The 18,712-nt window shown below is 65.1% G+C and carries 18 protein-coding genes; 13 read left to right on the forward strand and 5 right to left on the reverse strand.

The window, feature by feature from the left end; translation table 11 throughout:
• Positions 1-15 precede the first annotated feature (15 nt).
• Positions 16-1,575 carry a protease pro-enzyme activation domain-containing protein gene (locus AB6809_RS13395; protein ID WP_006052074.1) on the reverse strand — a complete coding sequence of 520 codons (1,560 nt, stop codon included), beginning with the start codon at positions 1,573-1,575 and terminating at the stop codon, positions 16-18.
• Positions 1,576-1,887: 312 nt separating this feature from the next.
• Here AB6809_RS13395 and AB6809_RS13400 point away from each other — a divergent pair, with 312 nt between their 5' ends.
• Positions 1,888-2,397 carry a DUF1993 family protein gene (locus tag AB6809_RS13400; RefSeq protein ID WP_029966093.1) on the forward strand — a complete coding sequence of 170 codons (510 nt, stop codon included), beginning with the start codon at positions 1,888-1,890 and terminating at the stop codon, positions 2,395-2,397.
• Between the two features lie 122 nt (positions 2,398-2,519).
• On the opposite strand, the gene AB6809_RS13405 is transcribed toward AB6809_RS13400, so the two are convergent.
• Entirely contained in the window at positions 2,520-3,185 is a 666-nt protein-coding gene (locus AB6809_RS13405) for a LysE family translocator (protein ID WP_029966094.1), read from the reverse strand.
• 155 nt (positions 3,186-3,340) lie between these two features.
• Between AB6809_RS13405 and AB6809_RS13410 the strand changes: the two genes are divergently transcribed.
• Together AB6809_RS13410 and AB6809_RS13415 are read left to right on the forward strand one after the other, a co-directional pair.
• Positions 3,341-3,808: an Lrp/AsnC family transcriptional regulator gene (locus AB6809_RS13410; RefSeq protein WP_029966095.1), complete on the forward strand. Its 468-nt coding sequence runs from the start codon at positions 3,341-3,343 to the stop codon at positions 3,806-3,808.
• A gap of 111 nt (positions 3,809-3,919) precedes the next feature.
• Positions 3,920-4,162, forward strand: coding sequence for a hypothetical protein (locus tag AB6809_RS13415; RefSeq protein ID WP_053859393.1), 243 nt, complete (start codon positions 3,920-3,922; stop codon positions 4,160-4,162).
• A 36-nt stretch (positions 4,163-4,198) separates the two neighbouring features.
• On the opposite strand, the gene AB6809_RS13420 is transcribed toward AB6809_RS13415, so the two are convergent.
• Entirely contained in the window at positions 4,199-4,675 is a 477-nt protein-coding gene (locus AB6809_RS13420; protein ID WP_029966098.1) for an OsmC family protein, read from the reverse strand.
• A 90-nt stretch (positions 4,676-4,765) separates the two neighbouring features.
• Entirely contained in the window at positions 4,766-5,107 is a 342-nt protein-coding gene (locus AB6809_RS13425; RefSeq protein WP_029966100.1) for a hypothetical protein, read from the reverse strand.
• Positions 5,108-5,341: 234 nt separating this feature from the next.
• Here AB6809_RS13425 and AB6809_RS13430 point away from each other — a divergent pair, with 234 nt between their 5' ends.
• Both AB6809_RS13430 and AB6809_RS13435 read left to right on the forward strand, forming a co-directional pair.
• Positions 5,342-6,094 carry a glycine zipper 2TM domain-containing protein gene (locus AB6809_RS13430; protein WP_029966102.1) on the forward strand — a complete coding sequence of 251 codons (753 nt, stop codon included), beginning with the start codon at positions 5,342-5,344 and terminating at the stop codon, positions 6,092-6,094.
• 171 nt (positions 6,095-6,265) lie between these two features.
• Positions 6,266-8,278: a bifunctional DedA family/phosphatase PAP2 family protein gene (locus AB6809_RS13435; RefSeq protein WP_029966104.1), complete on the forward strand. Its 2,013-nt coding sequence runs from the start codon at positions 6,266-6,268 to the stop codon at positions 8,276-8,278.
• A gap of 77 nt (positions 8,279-8,355) precedes the next feature.
• Here the strand turns inward: AB6809_RS13435 and AB6809_RS13440 are convergent, their stop codons facing one another.
• Positions 8,356-8,805 carry a YMGG-like glycine zipper-containing protein gene (locus AB6809_RS13440; RefSeq protein WP_029966105.1) on the reverse strand — a complete coding sequence of 150 codons (450 nt, stop codon included), beginning with the start codon at positions 8,803-8,805 and terminating at the stop codon, positions 8,356-8,358.
• A gap of 589 nt (positions 8,806-9,394) precedes the next feature.
• On the opposite strand from AB6809_RS13440, the gene AB6809_RS13445 reads away from it, so the two are divergent.
• From AB6809_RS13445 to AB6809_RS13480, 8 genes are all read left to right on the forward strand, one after another.
• Positions 9,395-10,720, forward strand: a complete 1,326-nt coding sequence (locus AB6809_RS13445) for a DUF3300 domain-containing protein (protein WP_029966107.1) — start codon at positions 9,395-9,397, stop codon at positions 10,718-10,720.
• Between the two features lie 20 nt (positions 10,721-10,740).
• Entirely contained in the window at positions 10,741-11,685 is a 945-nt protein-coding gene (locus tag AB6809_RS13450; protein ID WP_029966109.1) for a DUF2950 domain-containing protein, read from the forward strand.
• A gap of 26 nt (positions 11,686-11,711) precedes the next feature.
• Positions 11,712-12,410 (forward strand): paraquat-inducible protein A, encoded by a 699-nt coding sequence (locus AB6809_RS13455; RefSeq protein WP_029966112.1) that lies wholly within the window; start codon positions 11,712-11,714, stop codon positions 12,408-12,410.
• Positions 12,407-13,078 (forward strand): paraquat-inducible protein A, encoded by a 672-nt coding sequence (locus AB6809_RS13460; RefSeq protein ID WP_307258981.1) that lies wholly within the window; start codon positions 12,407-12,409, stop codon positions 13,076-13,078. The genes AB6809_RS13455 and AB6809_RS13460 overlap by 4 nt, the downstream gene beginning before the upstream one ends.
• Complete coding sequence (locus AB6809_RS13465) at positions 13,071-14,699, forward strand: intermembrane transport protein PqiB (RefSeq protein WP_371026824.1); 1,629 nt, start codon at positions 13,071-13,073, stop codon at positions 14,697-14,699. The genes AB6809_RS13460 and AB6809_RS13465 overlap by 8 nt, the downstream gene beginning before the upstream one ends.
• Positions 14,696-15,385: a membrane integrity-associated transporter subunit PqiC gene (locus tag AB6809_RS13470; RefSeq protein WP_029966116.1), complete on the forward strand. Its 690-nt coding sequence runs from the start codon at positions 14,696-14,698 to the stop codon at positions 15,383-15,385. The genes AB6809_RS13465 and AB6809_RS13470 overlap by 4 nt, the downstream gene beginning before the upstream one ends.
• An 83-nt stretch (positions 15,386-15,468) precedes the next feature.
• Entirely contained in the window at positions 15,469-17,253 is a 1,785-nt protein-coding gene (locus AB6809_RS13475; RefSeq protein ID WP_035569435.1) for a methyl-accepting chemotaxis protein, read from the forward strand.
• A gap of 256 nt (positions 17,254-17,509) precedes the next feature.
• Positions 17,510-18,676, forward strand: coding sequence for a sigma-54-dependent Fis family transcriptional regulator (locus AB6809_RS13480; RefSeq protein WP_029966119.1), 1,167 nt, complete (start codon positions 17,510-17,512; stop codon positions 18,674-18,676).
• Positions 18,677-18,712 lie beyond the last annotated feature (36 nt).

The raw sequence follows: 18,712 nt of genomic DNA on the forward strand, positions 1-18,712 counted from the left end.
CGATCAACCTGCTGACTATAGTGCGGCAGCCACTTTCTGACCATTGGGACTGCCGAGTCCCGTGCAGGCGTCCCAGCCCTTGGACGCCGCGAAGCTGCCGTTATTGCCCTGCGTGATGTCGTTGCACACGCCCGCCGCCTTGTACAGTTTCGGATTCACGAAGCCCGCCGGCGCGCCCTTCGCCGCGTTGATGCGCGCAATCAGCGCGGCCCACAGCGGCGCGACCGCGCTCGTTCCGCCCACCACCGTTTGCGTGCCGCCGACCAGCACCGTGTAGCCGGTAAGCGGCGAGGCATCGCCGGCGACATCGGGCACGCCACGCTTCGCGAGCGGCTTCTTGCCGCCCGCCGACAACGCGACCGAAAGCCCCTCCTGCCACGCCGGCAACGCAAACGCGCCGCTCACGCCACCGCCGCCCGCGCCGCCTTGCGGCCCGTCGTTCCACACCACCTCGTGCGTGATCGACGTGCCGGACGCGGTGAGGCTCGTGCCGCCGCACGCGAGCACATACGGGCTCGCCGCCGGAAAGTCGACGTTATCGCCGCCATTGGCGCCGTCGCTCGAGCCGCTGTCGCCCGACGCCGCGCACACCGTCACGCCGAGCGCCGCCGCGGTTTGCAGCACGCTGTTGAACGCCTTCAGCGACTGGCTCGTCCAGATCGACTCCGGCCCGCCCCAACTGATCGAAATCACCGACGGCTTGTTGACCGTGTCGTGCACCGCGCGGCTCACCGCGTCGATAAAACCGGCGTCGCTGTTCGGCGCGAAGTACACCGCGATCGTCGCGCCCGGCACGATGGCGCCGACAATCTCGATGTCGAGCGTGACCTCGCCGTCCGGGCCGTTCGGGTCACCGGTCGGTTCGTTGCGCGCCTGGTCGACGCTGACCGATTTCACCGTGGGCGAAGGCACGCCGAGGCTCGCGAAGTACGACTTCAGATCCGCCGGATCGTAACCGCCGCCCAGCTCGATGATGCCGACGCACTGGCCGCTGCCGTCGCCCTGCGGAAACTTGTAGAGCGACGCCAACTGCAGCGGCGTGAACGAAGCCTGATGTGTTTTCGCCGGCCTGAACGGCGGACGAATGCGAAAGTGCGGCCGCGCCTGCGGGCGGTTGTCGAGCCCAAGCACCGCCTCGACGACGTCGTGCAGATCGTCCGGCACGTTGACCGCGCCGGTCCGTCCGCGGAATTCGCCGGACGTATGGTGCTGATACTTTTCGAGCTTGACTTCGAACGCGCTCTGGAATTGCGCGACAGTGCCCGACAGCAGCACCGAGCGCGCGGCCAGATCTTCGCGCACCACCGTCAGCCCATGCGCGGCGGCAAATGCCTTGACTTTGGCGACGTCGTCGGGGGCTGCGCCGTAGTCTTTGGCCATCGCCTCGCGCGACAGCGGCTTCACGTTGGGGTCGCCGGCTTCGATCCGGCTCATCAGCGCGTCGAACTGCGCCTGCTGCTGACGGCGCAGCATCACGAAGACCTCGATCTTCTCCGATGGATCGCAGTCGCCGATGAGTTTGGAACCTCGTTCTACGTTGCGCTCGCTTCCGGGCAGCGGATGCTTGGTGGCCATGTGCGACTCTCCTCTTGGCATGACGGCGCCGGATGCGAGACGGACCGGCGCACGCGCCCATCCACTCAACGCCCGACGACAGCTATTGGAAGGTGCTGCATGCGAAGCGCGGCATGCGGGACTTCGCAAACCTTCGGACCAATGCATTCGAACACAGTTCCGGTCCGAGCGGCAGTCGGCCGAATGGCCAGGTGCCGCGGCGTCCGATGCATGGCCCGCGGCGCTCGGCTATGATGCTGCAGCGGCCGTTTAGCCGTTACATTGCATTGCCTCGCGCGTCCGCGCGCAAGATCGAAGAATCAGAGGAACTCCATGTCAATCTCGATGTATCAAGCATCACTGCCCGTGCTGATTCGCGGCCTCACCAATCTGCAAGGCATCCTCGGCAAAGCTCAGGCGCACGCCGCGCAAAAGCAGATCGAACCTGCGGTGTTCACGAACGCCCGCCTCGCGCCGGACATGTTGCCGCTCACGCGTCAGGTGTACATCGCAAGCGATACCGCGAAGGGCTGCGCCGCGCGGCTTGCGGATGTCGAAGCGCCCAAGTACGAAGACGTCGAGCAGACTTTCGACGAACTGCACGCTCGCCTTCAAAAGACGATCGAGTATCTGAAGGAATTCACCCCGCAGCAGATCGACGGATCGGAAGAGCGCGCGATCACATTGAAAATGCGCAGCGGACCGATCGAGTTCACCGGTCAGTCTTATCTGCTGGGATTTGTGCTGCCGAACTTTTTCTTCCACGTGACGACCGCGTACGACATCTTGCGTCATAACGGTGTGGAGCTTGGCAAGCTCGACTATCTGGGCGGGCTGAAGTAAGAGCCGGCCCTATGCGCGCGGCTGAAGTTCAGTGATCGGCCGCGCTGGCCGGCGTCATCGAGACGCCGGCTGTGGGTTATAGCATCGGCAGCGTTAACTCGCAGGCGTCCGCCCAAGCCGCGTCAATCGAGCGACAGCCGCACCGCGAAGCCGATCAGCGCCGCCGAAAAAGTCCAGCGCTGCAGCGTTTGTGCAAGCGGATGCGCGCGCATCCATTGGGCGATCCGCGCCGCGCCGACTGCGTACGCCAGGTCGAAGCAGAAGCCGACGGCGAGCAGCACCGAACCCAGCTCGATCATCTGCAACGCGACCGGTCCCGCTTCGGGACGCACGAACTGCGGCAACAGCACCGAACAGAACAGCAGCGCCTTCGGATTCAGCAGGTTGGTCAGCAAGCCCTTGACGAACGAAGCCCGCAACTGCGGCATGCCCGCCTGCGAGGCCTGCTGCTGCACGCCGCCGGTCCCGTCGCGCGACGCGCCGCCCTCGGGCAACGCGAACACCGGCGAGCGAAAAATCTGGATGCCGACCCAGGCGAGATAAACCGCGCCGCCATAGCGCACGACGTCGTATAGCCACGGCGCGTTGCGAAGCAGCGCGGCCGCGCCGCAAGCGGACAGCGTGACATGCGTCGCGCGTGCGACGCCGAGCCCGCAAGCCGCCGCAAAACCGCTGCGCACGCCGCGTCCAATACTGGTTTGCAGGATCAGCGCCATGTCCGGGCCAGGCACCGCGTAGACGACCAGCAGCGCGGCGATATAGACGGCGAGAAGATGTGCGGAAATCATGAGAGCCTCGTGGATTCGATGGCTCTATCTTGCTATCGTCGATGGAGGGTTTGTTGGCGAATTTCCGGCGCGGCGGCGTGAGGTTTGGTGGAATACGCTAACATCGCGTCATCTACATCAGCTTTCCTCTAGCACAAAACATCGGCCGCCCGACCATGACAACCGACCTCGACAAGACCGACCGCGCGATTCTCGCGGCGCTGCAAAAAGACGGCCGCATGTCGAATGCGAAGCTCGCCGAACTCGTCGGGCTGAGCGAGACGCCTTGCGCGCGGCGGCTCAAGCGCCTGGAAAACGAAAGCTATATTGGCCACTATCGCGCCGTGCTCGCGCGTCCGGCGCTCGGCTTCGGCGTGGTCGCTTTCGTTCTCGTGCGCTTTGCCGTGCACGACAAGAATCTCGCCAACCGCTTCGAGCGCGAGGTGCAGGCGATACCGCGCATCATCGCGTGCCACAACGTGTCGGGCAGCGCGGACTATATCCTGCAAGTGGTCGCGCGCGATCTCGACGACTACGGCACTTTCATGCGCGACCAGATGCGCAGCCTGCCTGGCGTGACGTCGGTGGAATCGGCGCTATCGTTGCGCGAGGTGAAGGCGGACAGTGGCTTGCCGCTATCGTGAGTGCGAACGTGGCATAGTCACGCCTTTTCACGCGGTGCGCGTTGCATCAACGGCGCATCACAGGTGGCATCAATCTGACGCCGGCAACGCGTCGGCGAACACGGAGTTTTCATGGACAACATCGATCACGAGAAAGCGCGGGCGGAAGAAGCCGCCGCAATGGAGCGCGTATTGACGGCGACGCAGCGGGTCAAGACCGCGTTCGCTTCGTTGCAGTCGCAGTTTCCGCCGGCCGGCAGCGGCAATCCCTCGCAATTCGCGCTGCAAACTTTCGACGCCGCGCTGCAGGAACTGGAAGACGCGCAGGCCGCCTTCGACGAACTGTTGGGCGAGTTGCTCGACGGCAATCGGTAAAGCGCGTTGAACGTCCGGAAAGGCGCGCGTTAGCGCTCAGCCCGCACGCGTTTCGATCGCCGGCTCGCACAGAATCGGAAAATTGACCGAGTTCGCGATATAGCACTTGTCATGCGCCGTGTGGTGCAACTGCTGCGCCAGTTCGGCGTTGCCGCCCGCCTGAATGATCACGCGCGGACGCAGCACGATCTGCGAAAAGCGGCCCTGCTGAGGACTGTCGAGCATGGTCCCTTCGGCGTCGTCGCGATAGTCGACGACGACAATGCCCGCGTCCGAGCAAAGGTGCAGATACCACAGCTTGTGACACGCCGAGGCCGCCGCAACCAGCAAATCCTCGGGGTTCCATCGCTTTGCGTCGCCGAGAAACGCGGCGTCGGACGAGCCCGGAATGTCCGGCTTGCTTCCCGAAGCGATCACGTGATCGCGGCTGTAGTCACGATAGCCGGATGTGCCGCTGCCGCGATTGCCCGTCCATTGAACGGAGACCTGGTAGTTGTGCTCGCCGTATGCCATGCGCGCTTCCTGTGATGGGGTGAACCGGTGGATGAAGCGTTCATTTTAAAGCCGCTTATGCGCTGCAAACCACCGCTCGCGCGCGTCGATCTAGCGCGGCGCCGCCGGCCTGCCGCTGAGACTCGGCACTCGCGGATCGGGGTTCTGATTCAGGCTCGTGCCGTTCGCTCGCATCGTGTTAGGGACGTGGCCTGAGTTCAGACCCGTGCCGACGCCGCCTGCGCTCAGGCCTGTGCCAATAGAGCCGCCAGGCGTCTCAAGTCCCGGCGAAGGCGTGAGCGTCGAGCCGACCGTTCCGCCGCCGCCAGCCACGTTTCCGGTAGACGGCGCCGTGCGCGTGCCGCCCGACTGCGCGCACGCCGTTCCGACCGCGCCGCACAGGGACGCCGCGATCACCACTGTTGCTGCCATACGGCCCATTACGATTTTCATTGCTCCACTCCGTCATTTCCGTCCGTTCGACTGCGCGCGATAACGCGCCGCTCAACCTGTATGACGAACCGCGGCCTGCTTCGTTCACGCTGGTAACAGCTTATGTCCGCGTTTCGCCTCTGGCCGCCTGCCGCTGTGCAAAGTCGTACAAATCCTTACAAAGCAGCGCGGGCGGAACGTGCACCGGACGCGTCGCGCAACCGTTATTGCAGGCACCTACCCGCGGAGACCGCAATGAACACGAACGTCACGACCAGCACTTCACCGCGCAGCCGTATCCATCCGTTGATCGCCGGCGCAGCGGTGGCCGTCATCGTCGCAAGCGCGACGGGGATCGCCGCGATGACCGGCTTGCTGCCCACGTCGCATGCAGTGACCGAACCCGCGGTTTCGCCCGCGGCGCTCGCCGCGCAAAGCGCGAACGGCACGCTCAACGCGCAGCAGCCGTCGGCGGCGCAGCAAACGACGCAGCAGGCCGTGCCGCAAAACGTGCAGCAGCCCGCCGCGCAAACGGCGCAGGAGCCGGCACAGCATGCTGCGCCCGCCAAACCGCCTGTGCATCGCACGCATAGCGGCGGCGCGACTGCGCCCCGCTATGCGAACAACAACGGCTACCAGACGGCCAACGAACCGGCGACGCGCCCGGTTCCCGCCGATCCGTACGCCGGCGAAGTGGTCGCGATCAACACCGTGCAGTCGCCCGAGCCGACGACCGGCCTCGGCGCACTCGGCGGCGCGGTCGCGGGCGGGCTCGTCGGCAACCAGATCGGCGGCGGACGCGGCAAGATCCTGACGACGATTGCCGGCGCTGTCGGCGGCGGGCTGGCGGGCAACGGCATCGAGCATGCGGTGCGCAAGCAGACGAGCTATCAGGTGCAGGTGCGCATGCAGGACGGCAGCTATCGTAACTTCGACTATCAGACGCAGCCGCCGGTCCAGGTCGGCGAACGCGTGCATGTTTCGGGCGACCAGCTTTCGGCTTCGTGAGCGTGACGCTTAGCGTTTGACGAGCTTTCCTCGCGCGTGCCGGGGCGTGAGGAAAGCAGTCACACAAAATGGCAGGACCGGCACCGCACGCCACCGCCGACGATACAAACCCTCCTCCCGCGTTATGATCGACCGTCACGCCCAAACGGCCCAAACGGCTGATCGCGCACGATGGAGCAAGCGTACGTCCACCTCCTGCACCTGCTGGCCGGTCATCCGGAATGGCTGCTCACGGTCGTATTCCTCGCGGCCTTTCTCGAGTCGGTTGCCGTCATCGGCACATTCGTTCCCGGCAGCACCGCGATGTTTCTCGCGGGCGCGCTCACAGGCACCGGCTCGCTGAGCCTCGGCTGGGTGCTCGCGTGGGCGATCGCGGGCGCCATCGCCGGCGACGGCCTCAGCTTCTGGATCGGCAGCCGCTACAAGAGCCGGATCGTCAAGCTCTGGCCGTTCTCCCGTCATCCCGAAGTGCTGGAAGCCGGCTACCGCTTCTTCGGCAAGCATGGCGCGAAGAGCGTCGTGCTCGCGCGCTTCGCCGGACCGTTGCGCGCGATCGTGCCGGTCGTCGCCGGCATGCTCGGCATGTCGCCCGTGCGCTTTTACGCGATGAACGTGCTGTCCGCGCTGCTGTGGGCGCCCGCGCATATCCTGCCGGGCGTCGTGTTCGGCGCGTCGGTGCTGCTTGCCGGCGCGGTGTCGTTCCGGCTCGTCGTGATTCTCGCGCTGCTCGTCGCGAGCATCTGGCTCAGCTATCGCGCGGCGGCTTTTCTGCTGTCGCACGCTCACGCATGGTCGAATGCAGCCGGCCGCCACCTCGGCAGTTGGGCTTGCCGTCATCCGGGGCCGGTCGGCCGCGTCGCGCGCAGACTGCTCGATCCCGAAGCGCCGGATGCGACGAGCATCCTCGCTGCGTCGCTGATCGTGCTCATATGCGGCGCACTGTTCTTCGGCATCCTCGAAGACGTGATCAGCGGCGACCCGCTCACACACGTCGACCAGTCCGTCTATCGCTTCATGCAATCGGTGCGCACGCCGTGGGGCGACTCGCTGCTCGCCGGCCTCGCGACGCTCGGCAGCACCGGCACGCTCGCCGCGCTGATCGTCGCCGTCGCGCTGTGGATGGCATGGGAGCGGCGCTGGCGCACCGTCGGCTACTGGCTCGCGGCCGTGCTCTTTTCGCAGTTGCTGATCTTCGCGTTGCAACTCGCGATGCAACGCGCCGCGCCGAACGCGCTGATGACCGACGCCTACGTATTCCCGAGCAATCACGTGGCGGCGACCGTCATCGTGTATGGCTTTCTTGCGTTCCTGCTCGCGCGGCGGGTCGGCATGCTCGAGGGTCTGCTCGTCGTCACCGCGAGCACGCTTGTCGTCATCGTCGTCGCGCTGGCGGGCGTGTACTTCGGCCGCTACTGGGTGTCGGACGCGATCGGCGGCGCGGCGCTCGCCTATGTGTGGGTGGCGATTGTCGCGCTCACCGCGATATTGCGGCATCCGCAGCCGCCGCCAGCGCGCCGCTGGATGCCGGCCGTCATGCTCGTGACGGTGCTCGCGAGCGTGGGCGTCCAGTCCGGCGTCGGCATGAGCGGCGCGCCGGCGGGCGGCCTGACGCTGGTGCCGCTGCCGCTCACGCACGTGACGCAGCAACAATGGACGGATTCGGTGTGGAAGCAACTGCCTTGTTATCGCTCGGATATGGGCGGCGACCGCAAGGAGCCGCTCACGCTGCAATGGGTGTCCGACGGCGATACGCTGCGCCGGCAATTGCGCGAGCAGGGATGGATCGAGGGCACGACGCTCTCCGTGCATAGCCTGCTTTCGCTCGCCTCGCCCGATGTGCCCGCGACCGCGTTGCCCGTGTTGCCAAAGCTGAACAACGGCGTGCCGTCGTCGCTCGTGTTCATGCGTCCCGGCGACACGCGCAATCGACGCGACGTGCTGCGCTTCTGGCCGAGCGGCTATGCGGTCGATAACGGCACGTCCGCCGTGCCGCTGTGGATCGGCTCGATCGCGCATGAACGGTTGTCGCGTGCATCGTGGCCGCTTAACCTCGTGCGGGTCGACAGGCAGTTATCCCGGGACGAGACAGGCGTGAAGCTCAATGGTAAAGAAGGCGTCGCGGTACTAGCGACAGTGAGCTGCCGCGGCGTGCCCGTATCGCTGCTCGCCGCTGCGGGAGAATGATCGGCGTCAGGCCGCGCGGATGAGATGCAATGCGACGCGATGCGAGCCCGTTGCCTGTCGCCCGTTGCCCGCTATCGCTATTGAACGGTGTAGCCCTTGCCTTGCATGCACGCGCCGTATGCATGCCAATAAGTCGTCATCGAAGATTGCTGCGACGCTGTAGCGGACTGCGCCTGCGCCGCATGCTGCTGACGGCTGCGCACTCCGCCGGCGAGCACGCCCGCGGTCGCGCCCACCGCGGCGCCGTGTCCCGCATCATTGCCGCTCACGTCCCCGACGATCGCACCCGCGGCCGCGCCTCGCGCCGCCCCTCTGACGCGCGCGCCGGTCGGGCCCGCTGGTGGCGGGGGCGTCTGCGCGACGACAGCCGGATCGATGCCGGTGCTTTGCTTCGCCCAGGCATAGCACGCGCCGTCATCCGACATCTGCTGCTGTTGGCTTTGTCCATGCGCGGGATAGGTTGCCGGTTTCTGGGCATAAGCAAGCGCGCTCGCGCTTGCCAGAATCAATGCGGCGAATCGCTTCATTTGAAACCTTCTAGTGAGGAACACTGACGGCTCATGCATCTGCTGGGAACGAGGGCAGTCTGCGAGGCGCACAGCTCAACGCATCTTACCTGGCAGGCTCGCGGCAGCCGAGAGCAATGCAGCTAAACGTGAACAGCTTTGCTTAACACCGTGCGCACCGATTCATGCGCTACGATTCCCTTCACCGAATGATTCTTCCAGCTTGGAAGATAGAAAAATCCATTAGCAAATGCAAGGCTATGCTTAGATATGCCTACGTTTTTTCGGACCTGCATTAACCTGTCCAAGTGCTAATTGAACACGGCGTGTCATAGATCATCCTTTCGCCAAGTTCAACCCGAATTTATTTGGCTCGAGCATTGCAATTCCATATGGAATAGAGCTAATAATCTCGCCATCGAAACGGGGATATACCGACACGAATGCCTGACACGCTTGCCGCACACGCCCATTCCATTCCCGCATTTCGCAGTCCAATGTTCGTCACGCCGTGCCCGTCGATTCATGTGCAAGCACGAGCGCACACCACGAGCCCGCCCTCATCCACATCACAACGAGACATGCAACTTCGACACACGGAGATTCCATCGTGAAACGCTCAAGCGCAATCCAGGGGGCAACGCTAATCGCGATTGCCATACTGGCCGGCTTGCCGGTCATGCTCGATGTCGCGACTCCCGCGGCCCACGCGCAAACCTCGGCGAAGATATCCAGTCAGCAACTCGATTCGCTGACCGCGCCGATCGCGCTCTATCCCGACGCATTGCTCGCCCAGGTGCTGATGGCCACGACCTTTCCGCAGGAAGTCACGTCCGCGGCGGCATGGTCGAAGGCGAATCCGAACAGCAAGGGCGACGACGCGGTCAGAGCCGTCGCCGCAGAACCGTGGGACCCGAGCGTGCAATCGCTGGTGGCGTTTCCACAGGTGCTCGCCACGATGGCGTCGAAGCCCGACTGGGTCGCGCAACTCGGCAACGCGTTTCTCGCGCAGCCGAACGACGTGATGGACTCCGTGCAACGTCTGCGCAAACAGGCGCAAACAGCCGGCAATCTGAAGACGACCGAACAGCAGAAGGTCATCGTCGAACAGAGCACGATTCAGATCGTGCCGGTCAATCCGCAGGTCGTTTATGTGCCGACGTATAACCCGACGGTGGTGTACGGCGTGTGGCCCTACCCTGCCTATCCGCCCGTGTATGTGCCGCCGCCGCCCGGCTATGCGGTCGCAAGCGGGCTCGCCGCGGGTCTCGCGTTCGGCGTGGGTATTGCGATCACGAGCGCGTTGTGGAGCGACGTCAACTGGAACAACCACAACGTCAATATCAATGTGAACCGATACAACAACATCAACGTGAACCGGCGCCTCGACGTGAACAGCAACACCACGCGATGGAATCGCGACACGACGTTCAACCGGAACGCATCGGCGAATCTCGGCGGCGGCGTGCAGCGCGACGCTTACCGCGGGCGCGACGTCTCCGCGTCACGCGCGCAAGCGCAGCAGGCGCTGCAGAACCGCACCGGTCAAAATCTCGGCGGCAGCGCGAGCGAGCGTCTGCAAGGCATTCAGCATGGCGGCACGAACGCCGGCAACATTCGGGCGAGCGCGCAGAACGTCAATCGCGACAACGCGCTGCGCGGCGCGGGCAACGGCCCGGCCGCACGGCAGGACATCGAGCGCGGCCAAGCGAGCCGCCAGGCGCAAGCCGGCTCGCACAACCGCCTCGGTGCAGGCGGTGGTGGACAGGAACGCGGCGGACTCGGCGCAGGCGGCGGCGGACAGGAGCGCGGCGGCCTCGGCGCAGGCGGCGGCGGACAGGAACGCGGCGGCTTCGGTGCAGGCGGCGGTGGACACGAACGCGGCGGCTTCGGCGCGGGCGGCGGTGGACAACGCCACCTCGGCCGGCAACGTTGAACGATACCCAGGAGCCGCTCATGAACCACATTCAATCGATTCGCGCTTGCCTCGCGAGATTCACCGCAGTGCCGCTGTCCCGCCATCTTGCCCACACGACGATTGCGATCTCGTCGCTACTCGTCTGCGCGGCACCGGCGCATGCGCAAGCCGTCTATCCGACACCGGAAGCCGCCGCCGATGCATTCGCCGACGCGCTCGCCATCAACGACCACGCGGCCATGCAGCACGTGCTCGGCCAGCACTACGACCGCTTCATTCCGTCGAAGGACGTCGGCGACGAGGACATCTACGAATTCCTGGGCGCGTGGGCCGCGGGCCATCGCATCGTCGACGACGCCGCGCCGCTTCATGGTCGCCCAAGCAAGCATCTGTCGGTCGGCACGGGTGGCTGGACGCTGCCGATTCCGCTCGTGCAGGCGTCAAGCGGCTGGCGTTTCGATCCCGCGGCGGGCAGCGATGAAATCCTCACGCGCAGGATCGGCCGCAACGAACGCGCGGCGATCATGACGTCGCTTGCCTATCTCGATGCGCAGCGCGACTATCGTGCATCGGCCGGCCATTACGCGCAGCGCCTCCTCAGCACACCGGGTCAGCACGACGGCCTGTACTGGCCCACTGCTCCCGGCGAAGCGGAAAGTCCGCTCGGTCAACTCGCAGCCGCGATGCCGAACACGGGATCGGTGAGCAAGGAGGGCTATCACGGTTATCGCTTTCGCATTCTGGGCGCGCAGGGTTCGCACGCGAAGGGCGGCGCGCTCGACTACGCGGAGAACGGCACGCTGACGAAGGGCTATGGCCTCGTTGCGTGGCCCGCCGAATATGGCAAGACCGGCGTGATGAGCTTCATCGTTAATCAGGATGGCCAGGTTTATCAGAAGAACCTCGGGCCGCAGTCGGCAAGAAAAGCGGCGGCGCTCCGATCGTTCGATCCTGATCCGTCGTGGGAACCGGTAGCGCCGTGAATGCCGATACCGACGCCGATGCCCGTATGAACGAAGAAAACCTGGTTGCCTGCCACGAGTGCGACGCGCTGTTCCGCAAGCGCCGGTTGCGCGGAAAGTCGTCCGCGCATTGCCTGCGCTGCGGCGCGATCCTGTATCGCGGCTTGTCGACGAACCTCGACGGCATTTGTGCGCTGACGCTCGCGTCGCTGTTCACGTTCGTCATCGCGCTCGGCACGCCGCTCCTCGAACTCGAAACGGGCGGCATTACTTCGCACACGAGCCTGTTCGGCGCACTCGTCGCGCTATGGAACGAGGACATGCAACTGGTCGCGGCAATGGTGTTCTGCTCGACGGTGCTGTTCCCGCTGACCGAACTGGCCGCGCTGCTATATGTGCTGACTTCCATTCGCCAGGGCTACGTGCCGCCGGGCTTTAATCGCGTGCTACGCGCCATTCAGTTCGTGCGGCCGTGGGGCATGATCGAAGTATTCATGCTCGGCGTGCTGGTCACGATCGTGAAGATGGTGAGCCTCGCGCGCGTGGTTCCGGGCGCAGCGCTGTTCGCCTTCGGTGCGCTCACGTTGATGCTGGTGCTCGTCGTCATGTTCGATCCGCGCACGCTCTGGGACTTCGCAGACGACATCCGCGCGCGCCGCGCAGCGCAGCCAGGACGCACGCGCGGCAACTGGCTGCCGGTCGCGGCTCCGCGCGGCCCGTGGCACAAACACCGGGTCACGCGATGAACACACTCACCGCATCGAAAGCCGGCCTGCTCACGTGCCACGCATGCGGACGCGTCGCGCGACGCGCAACCGCTCATGCCGCTCATGCCGCTCAGTCTTGCCCGCGTTGCGGCGCGGCCCTGCATCGGCGCAATCCGAACAGCCTCGCACGCACGTGGGCGCTGCTGATTTCGGCCGCGATTCTGTATATCCCGGCCAATCTGCTGCCGGTCATGCATACGTCGTCGCTGGTCGGCTCGGAAGACGACACGATCATCAGCGGCGTCATCTATTTCTGGACCTCGGGGTCGTGGCCGCTAGCGATCGTCGTATTCGTCGCGAGCATTCTCGTGCCGATGCTCAAGCTCGGGGTGCTCGTGCTGCTCGCCGCCACCGCGCAACGCCGCTCGGCATGGCGTCCGATGGAGCGCGTGAAGCTGTTCCGGCTTGTCGAGCGCATCGGCCGCTGGTCGATGCTCGACGTGTTCGTGATCACGCTGACCGTTGCACTCGTGCGCTTCGAATCGTTTGCCGTCATCACCGCCGGGCCCGGCGCGCTCGCGTTCGGTTGCGTAGTGATCCTGACAATGTTGGCGTCGATGCAATTCGACCCGCGACTGATCTGGGACAACCTCGAAGGCGGCAGCCCGCCGATGTCCCGCCCCGTTACGGAGCCGCCTCATGAATAGCCCGCAAGGTCCCGCCACGCCGCCCGATCTGCCGGACGCGCCCGATCCCGGCGTCGAGCCGCGCCGCGGCTGGCTGCCCTCTCTCGTCTGGGTGGTGCCGCTGATCGCGGCGCTCATCGGCATCGCGCTCGTCGTGAAGTCGATCACCGAACGCGGCCCCGCGGTCACCATCAGTTTTAACAACGCGGAAGGTCTCGAGCCGGGCAAGACGCAGGTCAAGTACAAGGACGTCGTGATCGGCTCGGTGAAGAGCATCACGCTGTCGAAGGATCATTCGCAGGTGCAGGTGGCGGTGCAATTGAGCAACCAGGCCGACGACTTCGCGGTGAAGGACACGCGCTTCTGGGTGGTGCGTCCGCGAATCGGCGCGAGCGGCGTAACCGGCATCGGCACGCTGCTCTCGGGGGCATATATCGGCGTGGACGCGGGCCGCTCGAAAGAGGCGCGCAGCGAGTTCGTCGGGCTTGAGGCGCCTCCGCCCGTCACCGGCGATCAGAAAGGCCGGCGCTTCACGCTGCACGGCGATTCGCTCGGCTCGATCGACATTGGCTCGCCGATTTTTTACCGGCGCGTGCAGGTCGGCCAGGTGTACGCCCTTTCGCTCGACAAGGACGGCACGGGCGTGACGATGCAGGTATTCGTGGCGGCGCCGTACGATCAGTACGTCGGCACGAATTCGCGCTGGTGGCATGCAAGCGGCGTCAACGTGCGGCTCGATTCGAACGGCTTTGTCGTGAACACGCAGTCGCTTACGTCGATCCTGATCGGCGGTCTGTCGTTCCGCGCGCCGCCGGGCCAGACGCCGGGGCCGCAGGCCGCGGACTACTCGAGCTTCCATCTCGCGTCCGACGAAGCCGATGCGATGCGCGCGCCGGACACCACGCCGGTGCGTACCGTGATGAAGTTCAACCAGTCGCTGCGCGGATTGTCGGTGGGCGCGGTGGTCGACTTCCGCGGCATCGTGCTCAGCCAGGTCACGGACATCGGCGTCGACTACGATCCGAAGACGCGCAGCTTCACGATGCCCGTCACGCTGGAGCTGTATCCCGACCGGCTGAGGCGCCGGGTGCACGGCACGGAGGTCCCCAAAACCGGGACAGTGGAAAATCAGCGGCTGCTGCAACATCTCGTCGAGCGCGGGCTGCGCGGACAACTGCGCACCGGCAACCTGCTGACGGGTCAGTTATATGTGGCGCTCGATATTTTCCCGAAGGCCGCGCCCGTGAGCTTTGATCCCGCGCGCGATCCGCTCGAACTGCCGACCATTCCCAATTCGCTCGACGCGTTGCAAACGCAGGTCGCGGAGATAGCGAAGAAGCTGGAGCGCATGCCCTTCGATCAGATCGGCGTGAACCTCAACAATTCGCTGAAGAACGCCGACAAGCTATTCACGCAGTTGAGCACCGAGATCATGCCGCAGGCGCGCGACACGCTCGCGGCAGCCAAACAGACTTTCGGTTCCGCCGAGGCCACGCTCAGGCAGGATTCGCCGGTGCAGGCCGACATGCATCAGGCGTTGCAGGAACTGACGCGCACGCTGCAATCGCTGAACGCGTTGGCCGATTATCTGGAGCGTCATCCGGAATCGCTCGTGCGCGGCAAATCGGAGGACAAGCCATGAGCCGCTATTCGCGTCGTCCGCTCGCCGGGTTTGCCGCGCTCGCGCCATGCGCGGCGTTGATGGCATCGGTGGCACTCGTCGCACTCGGCGCGCTCAGTGCCTGTTCGTCGCCGCCGAGCCGCTTTTATACGCTCGCCGGCGGGCTCGCATCGAGCGAAGTCCGCAGCGCCGCGCCGCCTCTGCTGATGATCGACGTCGCGGCCGTCGACGTGCCCGCGCAAGTCGCTCGGTCGGCGCTCGTCGTGCAGACCAGCGCGACTCGCGTGGACGTGCTCGAGCAAGCCCGTTGGGCGTCGTTGCCCGCCGACGAAATCCGTCTCGCGCTCTCGCAGGAACTCGTGCAACGGCTCGATGCGATCGACGTCTCGCGTTCTCCGCGCCCGGCCGGCGTGTCGGTCTATCGCGTGAAATTGAGTGTGCAGCGCTTCGAATCGTGGCCGGGCTCGCATGCGCTGATCGACGCGGTGTGGAGCGTGCGGGCGTTGTCCGAAGAAGCGGTGCTGACGTGCCGCAGCGTCGTCAGCGAGCCGGTCGGTGCGGGCAACGACGCGCTCGTGGCCGGTCATCGGCAGGCGCTTCAGCAGATTGCCGCCAATGTCGCCGACGGCATTCGCGCCCTCGACGCCGCGGCGCGTGCGCATCGCCTCCTGCGTGGGCAAGCCGCGCCACCTTGCCCCGCGCAGTGAAACCCTCAATTACAAACACCCTTCAGTATTCCGGCAGGCAGACGTAAACCAGATGTACGCCTCTTCTGGATACAGGAACGGAAATGAAAAACATGAAGGTCTCCACGCGCCTGCAAACCGGCTTCGGCCTGCTGACGGCGTTGCTTCTCGTGCTGGCCGGCATCGCGCTGTTCGGCTTGTCCGAGCTGAACGATAGTCTCGACGGCATTGCCCGCGTGAATAACGAGGAGACCCGTCTCGCGAACGAATTGCGCGCGTCGATTCAGGATCGCGCCATCGCGATACGCAACCTGGCGTTGATCACCGAGCCGCGCGACCTTGCCCAGGAAGCGGACCGCATCAAGAAGCAGGATCAGAATTATGCGGACGCCTACCAGCAACTCACTCGCCTGTTCGCGCAGGAGCCGGCCACGACTTCGGTGGAGCGCTCGCTGATCGAACAGCTCAAGCAGGACGAAGCCGCGGCGATGCCGCCGCTGCGCAAGGCGATGGATCTCGCACTGTCGCAGAACGCCGCGCTTGCGACGCAGGAGCTGCTGCAAAACGCGCGGCCGCCGCAGCGAGCATGGCTTGCCCGCGCGACGGAACTCGCGCGCGTCGAAGATGAGCAGAACAAGGAAGCGCAGCTCAGCGCCTTCGCGACTTACTCGACGGTCCGCACCATGATCTCGGTCATTGCCGCGATCGCATTCCTGCTGGGCGTGGCGACTGCCGCGCTCATCTCGCGCAGCATTCTGCGGCAGTTGGGCGGCGAGCCTCGCGCCGCGCAGGAAATGGCCGCGCAGATCGCAGAAGGCAACCTGACCGTGCGCGTGCAGGTTGCAGCCGGCGACCGGAGCAGTCTGATGGCGTCGCTCGAAGCAATGCGCGAGAAGCTCACCACGATCGTGTCGGGCATCAAGACGTCGGCGGAATCGATCTCGGTGGCTGCCGGCGAGATCGCGCAAGGCAACCAGGACCTGTCGCAACGCACCGAGGAACAGGCCGCGTCGCTCCAGCAGACCGCGGCGAGCATGGAAGAGTTGACGTCGACGGTGCGCAATAACACCGATAACGCGCGTCAGGGCAGCACGCTCGCCGCGGCGGCTTCCACGACCGCGGCATCCGGCGGCGAAGTGGTTCACCAGGTCGTGTCGACCATGCGCGACATTTCATCGAGTTCGACGAAGGTGACCGAAATCATTTCGGTGATCGAAGCAATTGCATTTCAGACCAATATCCTCGCACTGAACGCAGCGGTCGAAGCCGCTCGGGCAGGCGAAGACGGCCGCGGCTTCGCGGTCGTCGCGGGCGAAGTCCGCACGCTCGCCCAGCGCAGCGCGACAGCGGCGAAGGAGATCAAGGAACTGATCGAAGCCTCCGCGTCGCATGTGGCGAGCGGCTCGCAACTCGTCGAAAACGCAGGTCAGACGATGAGCGAAGTCGTGCGCTCGGTGCAGCAGGTGACCGACATCATGGGCGAGATCGCGTCGGCGTCGTCGGAGCAAACGAAGGGCATCGAGCAGGTCAACGTGGCCGTCACGCAGATGGACGAAGTCACTCAGCAAAACGCGGCGCTCGTCGAGCAGGCAACCGCCGCCGCGCAGGCCATGGCGGATCAGGCCGAAAGCCTGCGCTCGGCGGTATCGGTTTTCCGGGTGGATGCGGCCGGGCATAGTGGGCAAGGGGCAATGCGCACGGGTGTAGCCATGTCCGCGCGCGGCGCCACGCCGCCGGAAAAGACGGCTGTGCCGGGGGCGAAGTCGAAGGCTATTAGCGCCACGGCGCGCAAGGCGTTGCCGTCGTCTTCCTCGTCGTCTTCATCGTCCTCGCACTTCAAGGAACGCGAACTCCAGACCGCCGGCGCGGAAAACTGGGAAACGTTCTAAGTCCGTCCCTTCCCGCAAGAACCGGCGCACGAGCGCCGGTTTTTGTTGCAGCAAGCCAGCGCACGCGCCATGTCGCGTGCGTCTTCGCCCTTGAGAAAAAATTCTCACCGCCCCCGATGGTGCACTGCAGTGTGATCTCCCGATTCGCGCGTGCTACAAACGTACCGTACGTTTCAGGCTTCGGAGACACGCGGTGCGGTGTAGCGCAGAATGTCTCCAGCACCCAGTTCGCGCTGAGTTCGCCCGGAGGCTCGTCATGCCCTACGTTCCGTCCACGAGACATATCGACCGCATATGCAACGTCATAGAAGGACGAACCCAGCGTCCGGGCGCAGACGGCAAACGGCTTGCCTCGTCGTATAGGCGCTCGCTCGAGCAATACCATCTCGATCCCGGCGCGACCGCCGGGCCGCGCATTCTGACGGTGCCCGAATTGCGCGACGTGCAGCATCGCGAGGAATCGTTTCTGCGCGCGTCGGGCCAGTGTCTGTCGCGGCTGCACGAGATGGTGCGCGAAGCGGATTACTGCGTGATGCTCACCGACGCGAAAGGCGTGACGATCGACTATCGCGTCGACAAGGACCGCCGCCACGACTTCAAGCGCGCGGGACTCTATCTCGGCTCATGCTGGTCCGAGAGCGAGGAAGGCACGTGCGGCGTCGCGACCGTGCTGCTCGACGCGGAGCCGATTACCGTTCATCGCAGCGATCATTTTCGCGCGGCCTTCACCACGCTCACGTGCAGCGCGTCGCCGATTTTCGGTTTGCACGGCGAACTGCTCGGCGTGCTCGATGCATCGGCCGTACGTTCGCCCGACGATCGCGAAAGCCAGCGGCTCGTCAATCACATCGTGCGGCAAAGCGCGCTGCTGATCGAGGACGCTTACTTCCTGAATGCCGCAACGGATTGCTGGGTACTGCTCGCACATCGCAACCGCCATTACGTCGAGGCGCAGCCCGAGATTCTGATTGCCATCGACGCACGCGGCCACGCAGTCGCCGCGAACCGGCGCGCACGCGAATGTCTGCCGGTGCTCAATCAGTTGCCGCGCCATGTGTCGGAGATCTTCGACGTTCCGCCCGAGCGTCTGTTCGACGCCAAGACAAGCCGCGGTCTCGTATCGCTGAGGCTCAACGATACCGGCTCGCCGCTCTATGCGCGTGTGCGCGCACCGGCCGCCGCGCGAATCTCCCGACGCACGCACGCCGCATCGCCAGAAGCAAGCACCAACAACGCAAACACCGCGCCGCACGATATGCCGCTCATGTCGGAGAGCGAAGCGCTCGAGCGCAGGCGCATCGTCGACGCGATGAACGACGCCAAGTGGCGCACGGATCTGGCCGCGCAAGCACTCGGCATATCGCGCGCGACTTTGTATCGACGCATCGCGAAGCTGCATATTCTGCCGCCGCACAAGTGTTAGCGACGCTGCACAGATTCCCTTAGCGGGCATAGAACC

The sequence above is a fragment of the Paraburkholderia sp. RCC_158 genome (genome assembly GCF_041355255.1).
Classification (GTDB): domain Bacteria; phylum Pseudomonadota; class Gammaproteobacteria; order Burkholderiales; family Burkholderiaceae; genus Paraburkholderia; species Paraburkholderia graminis.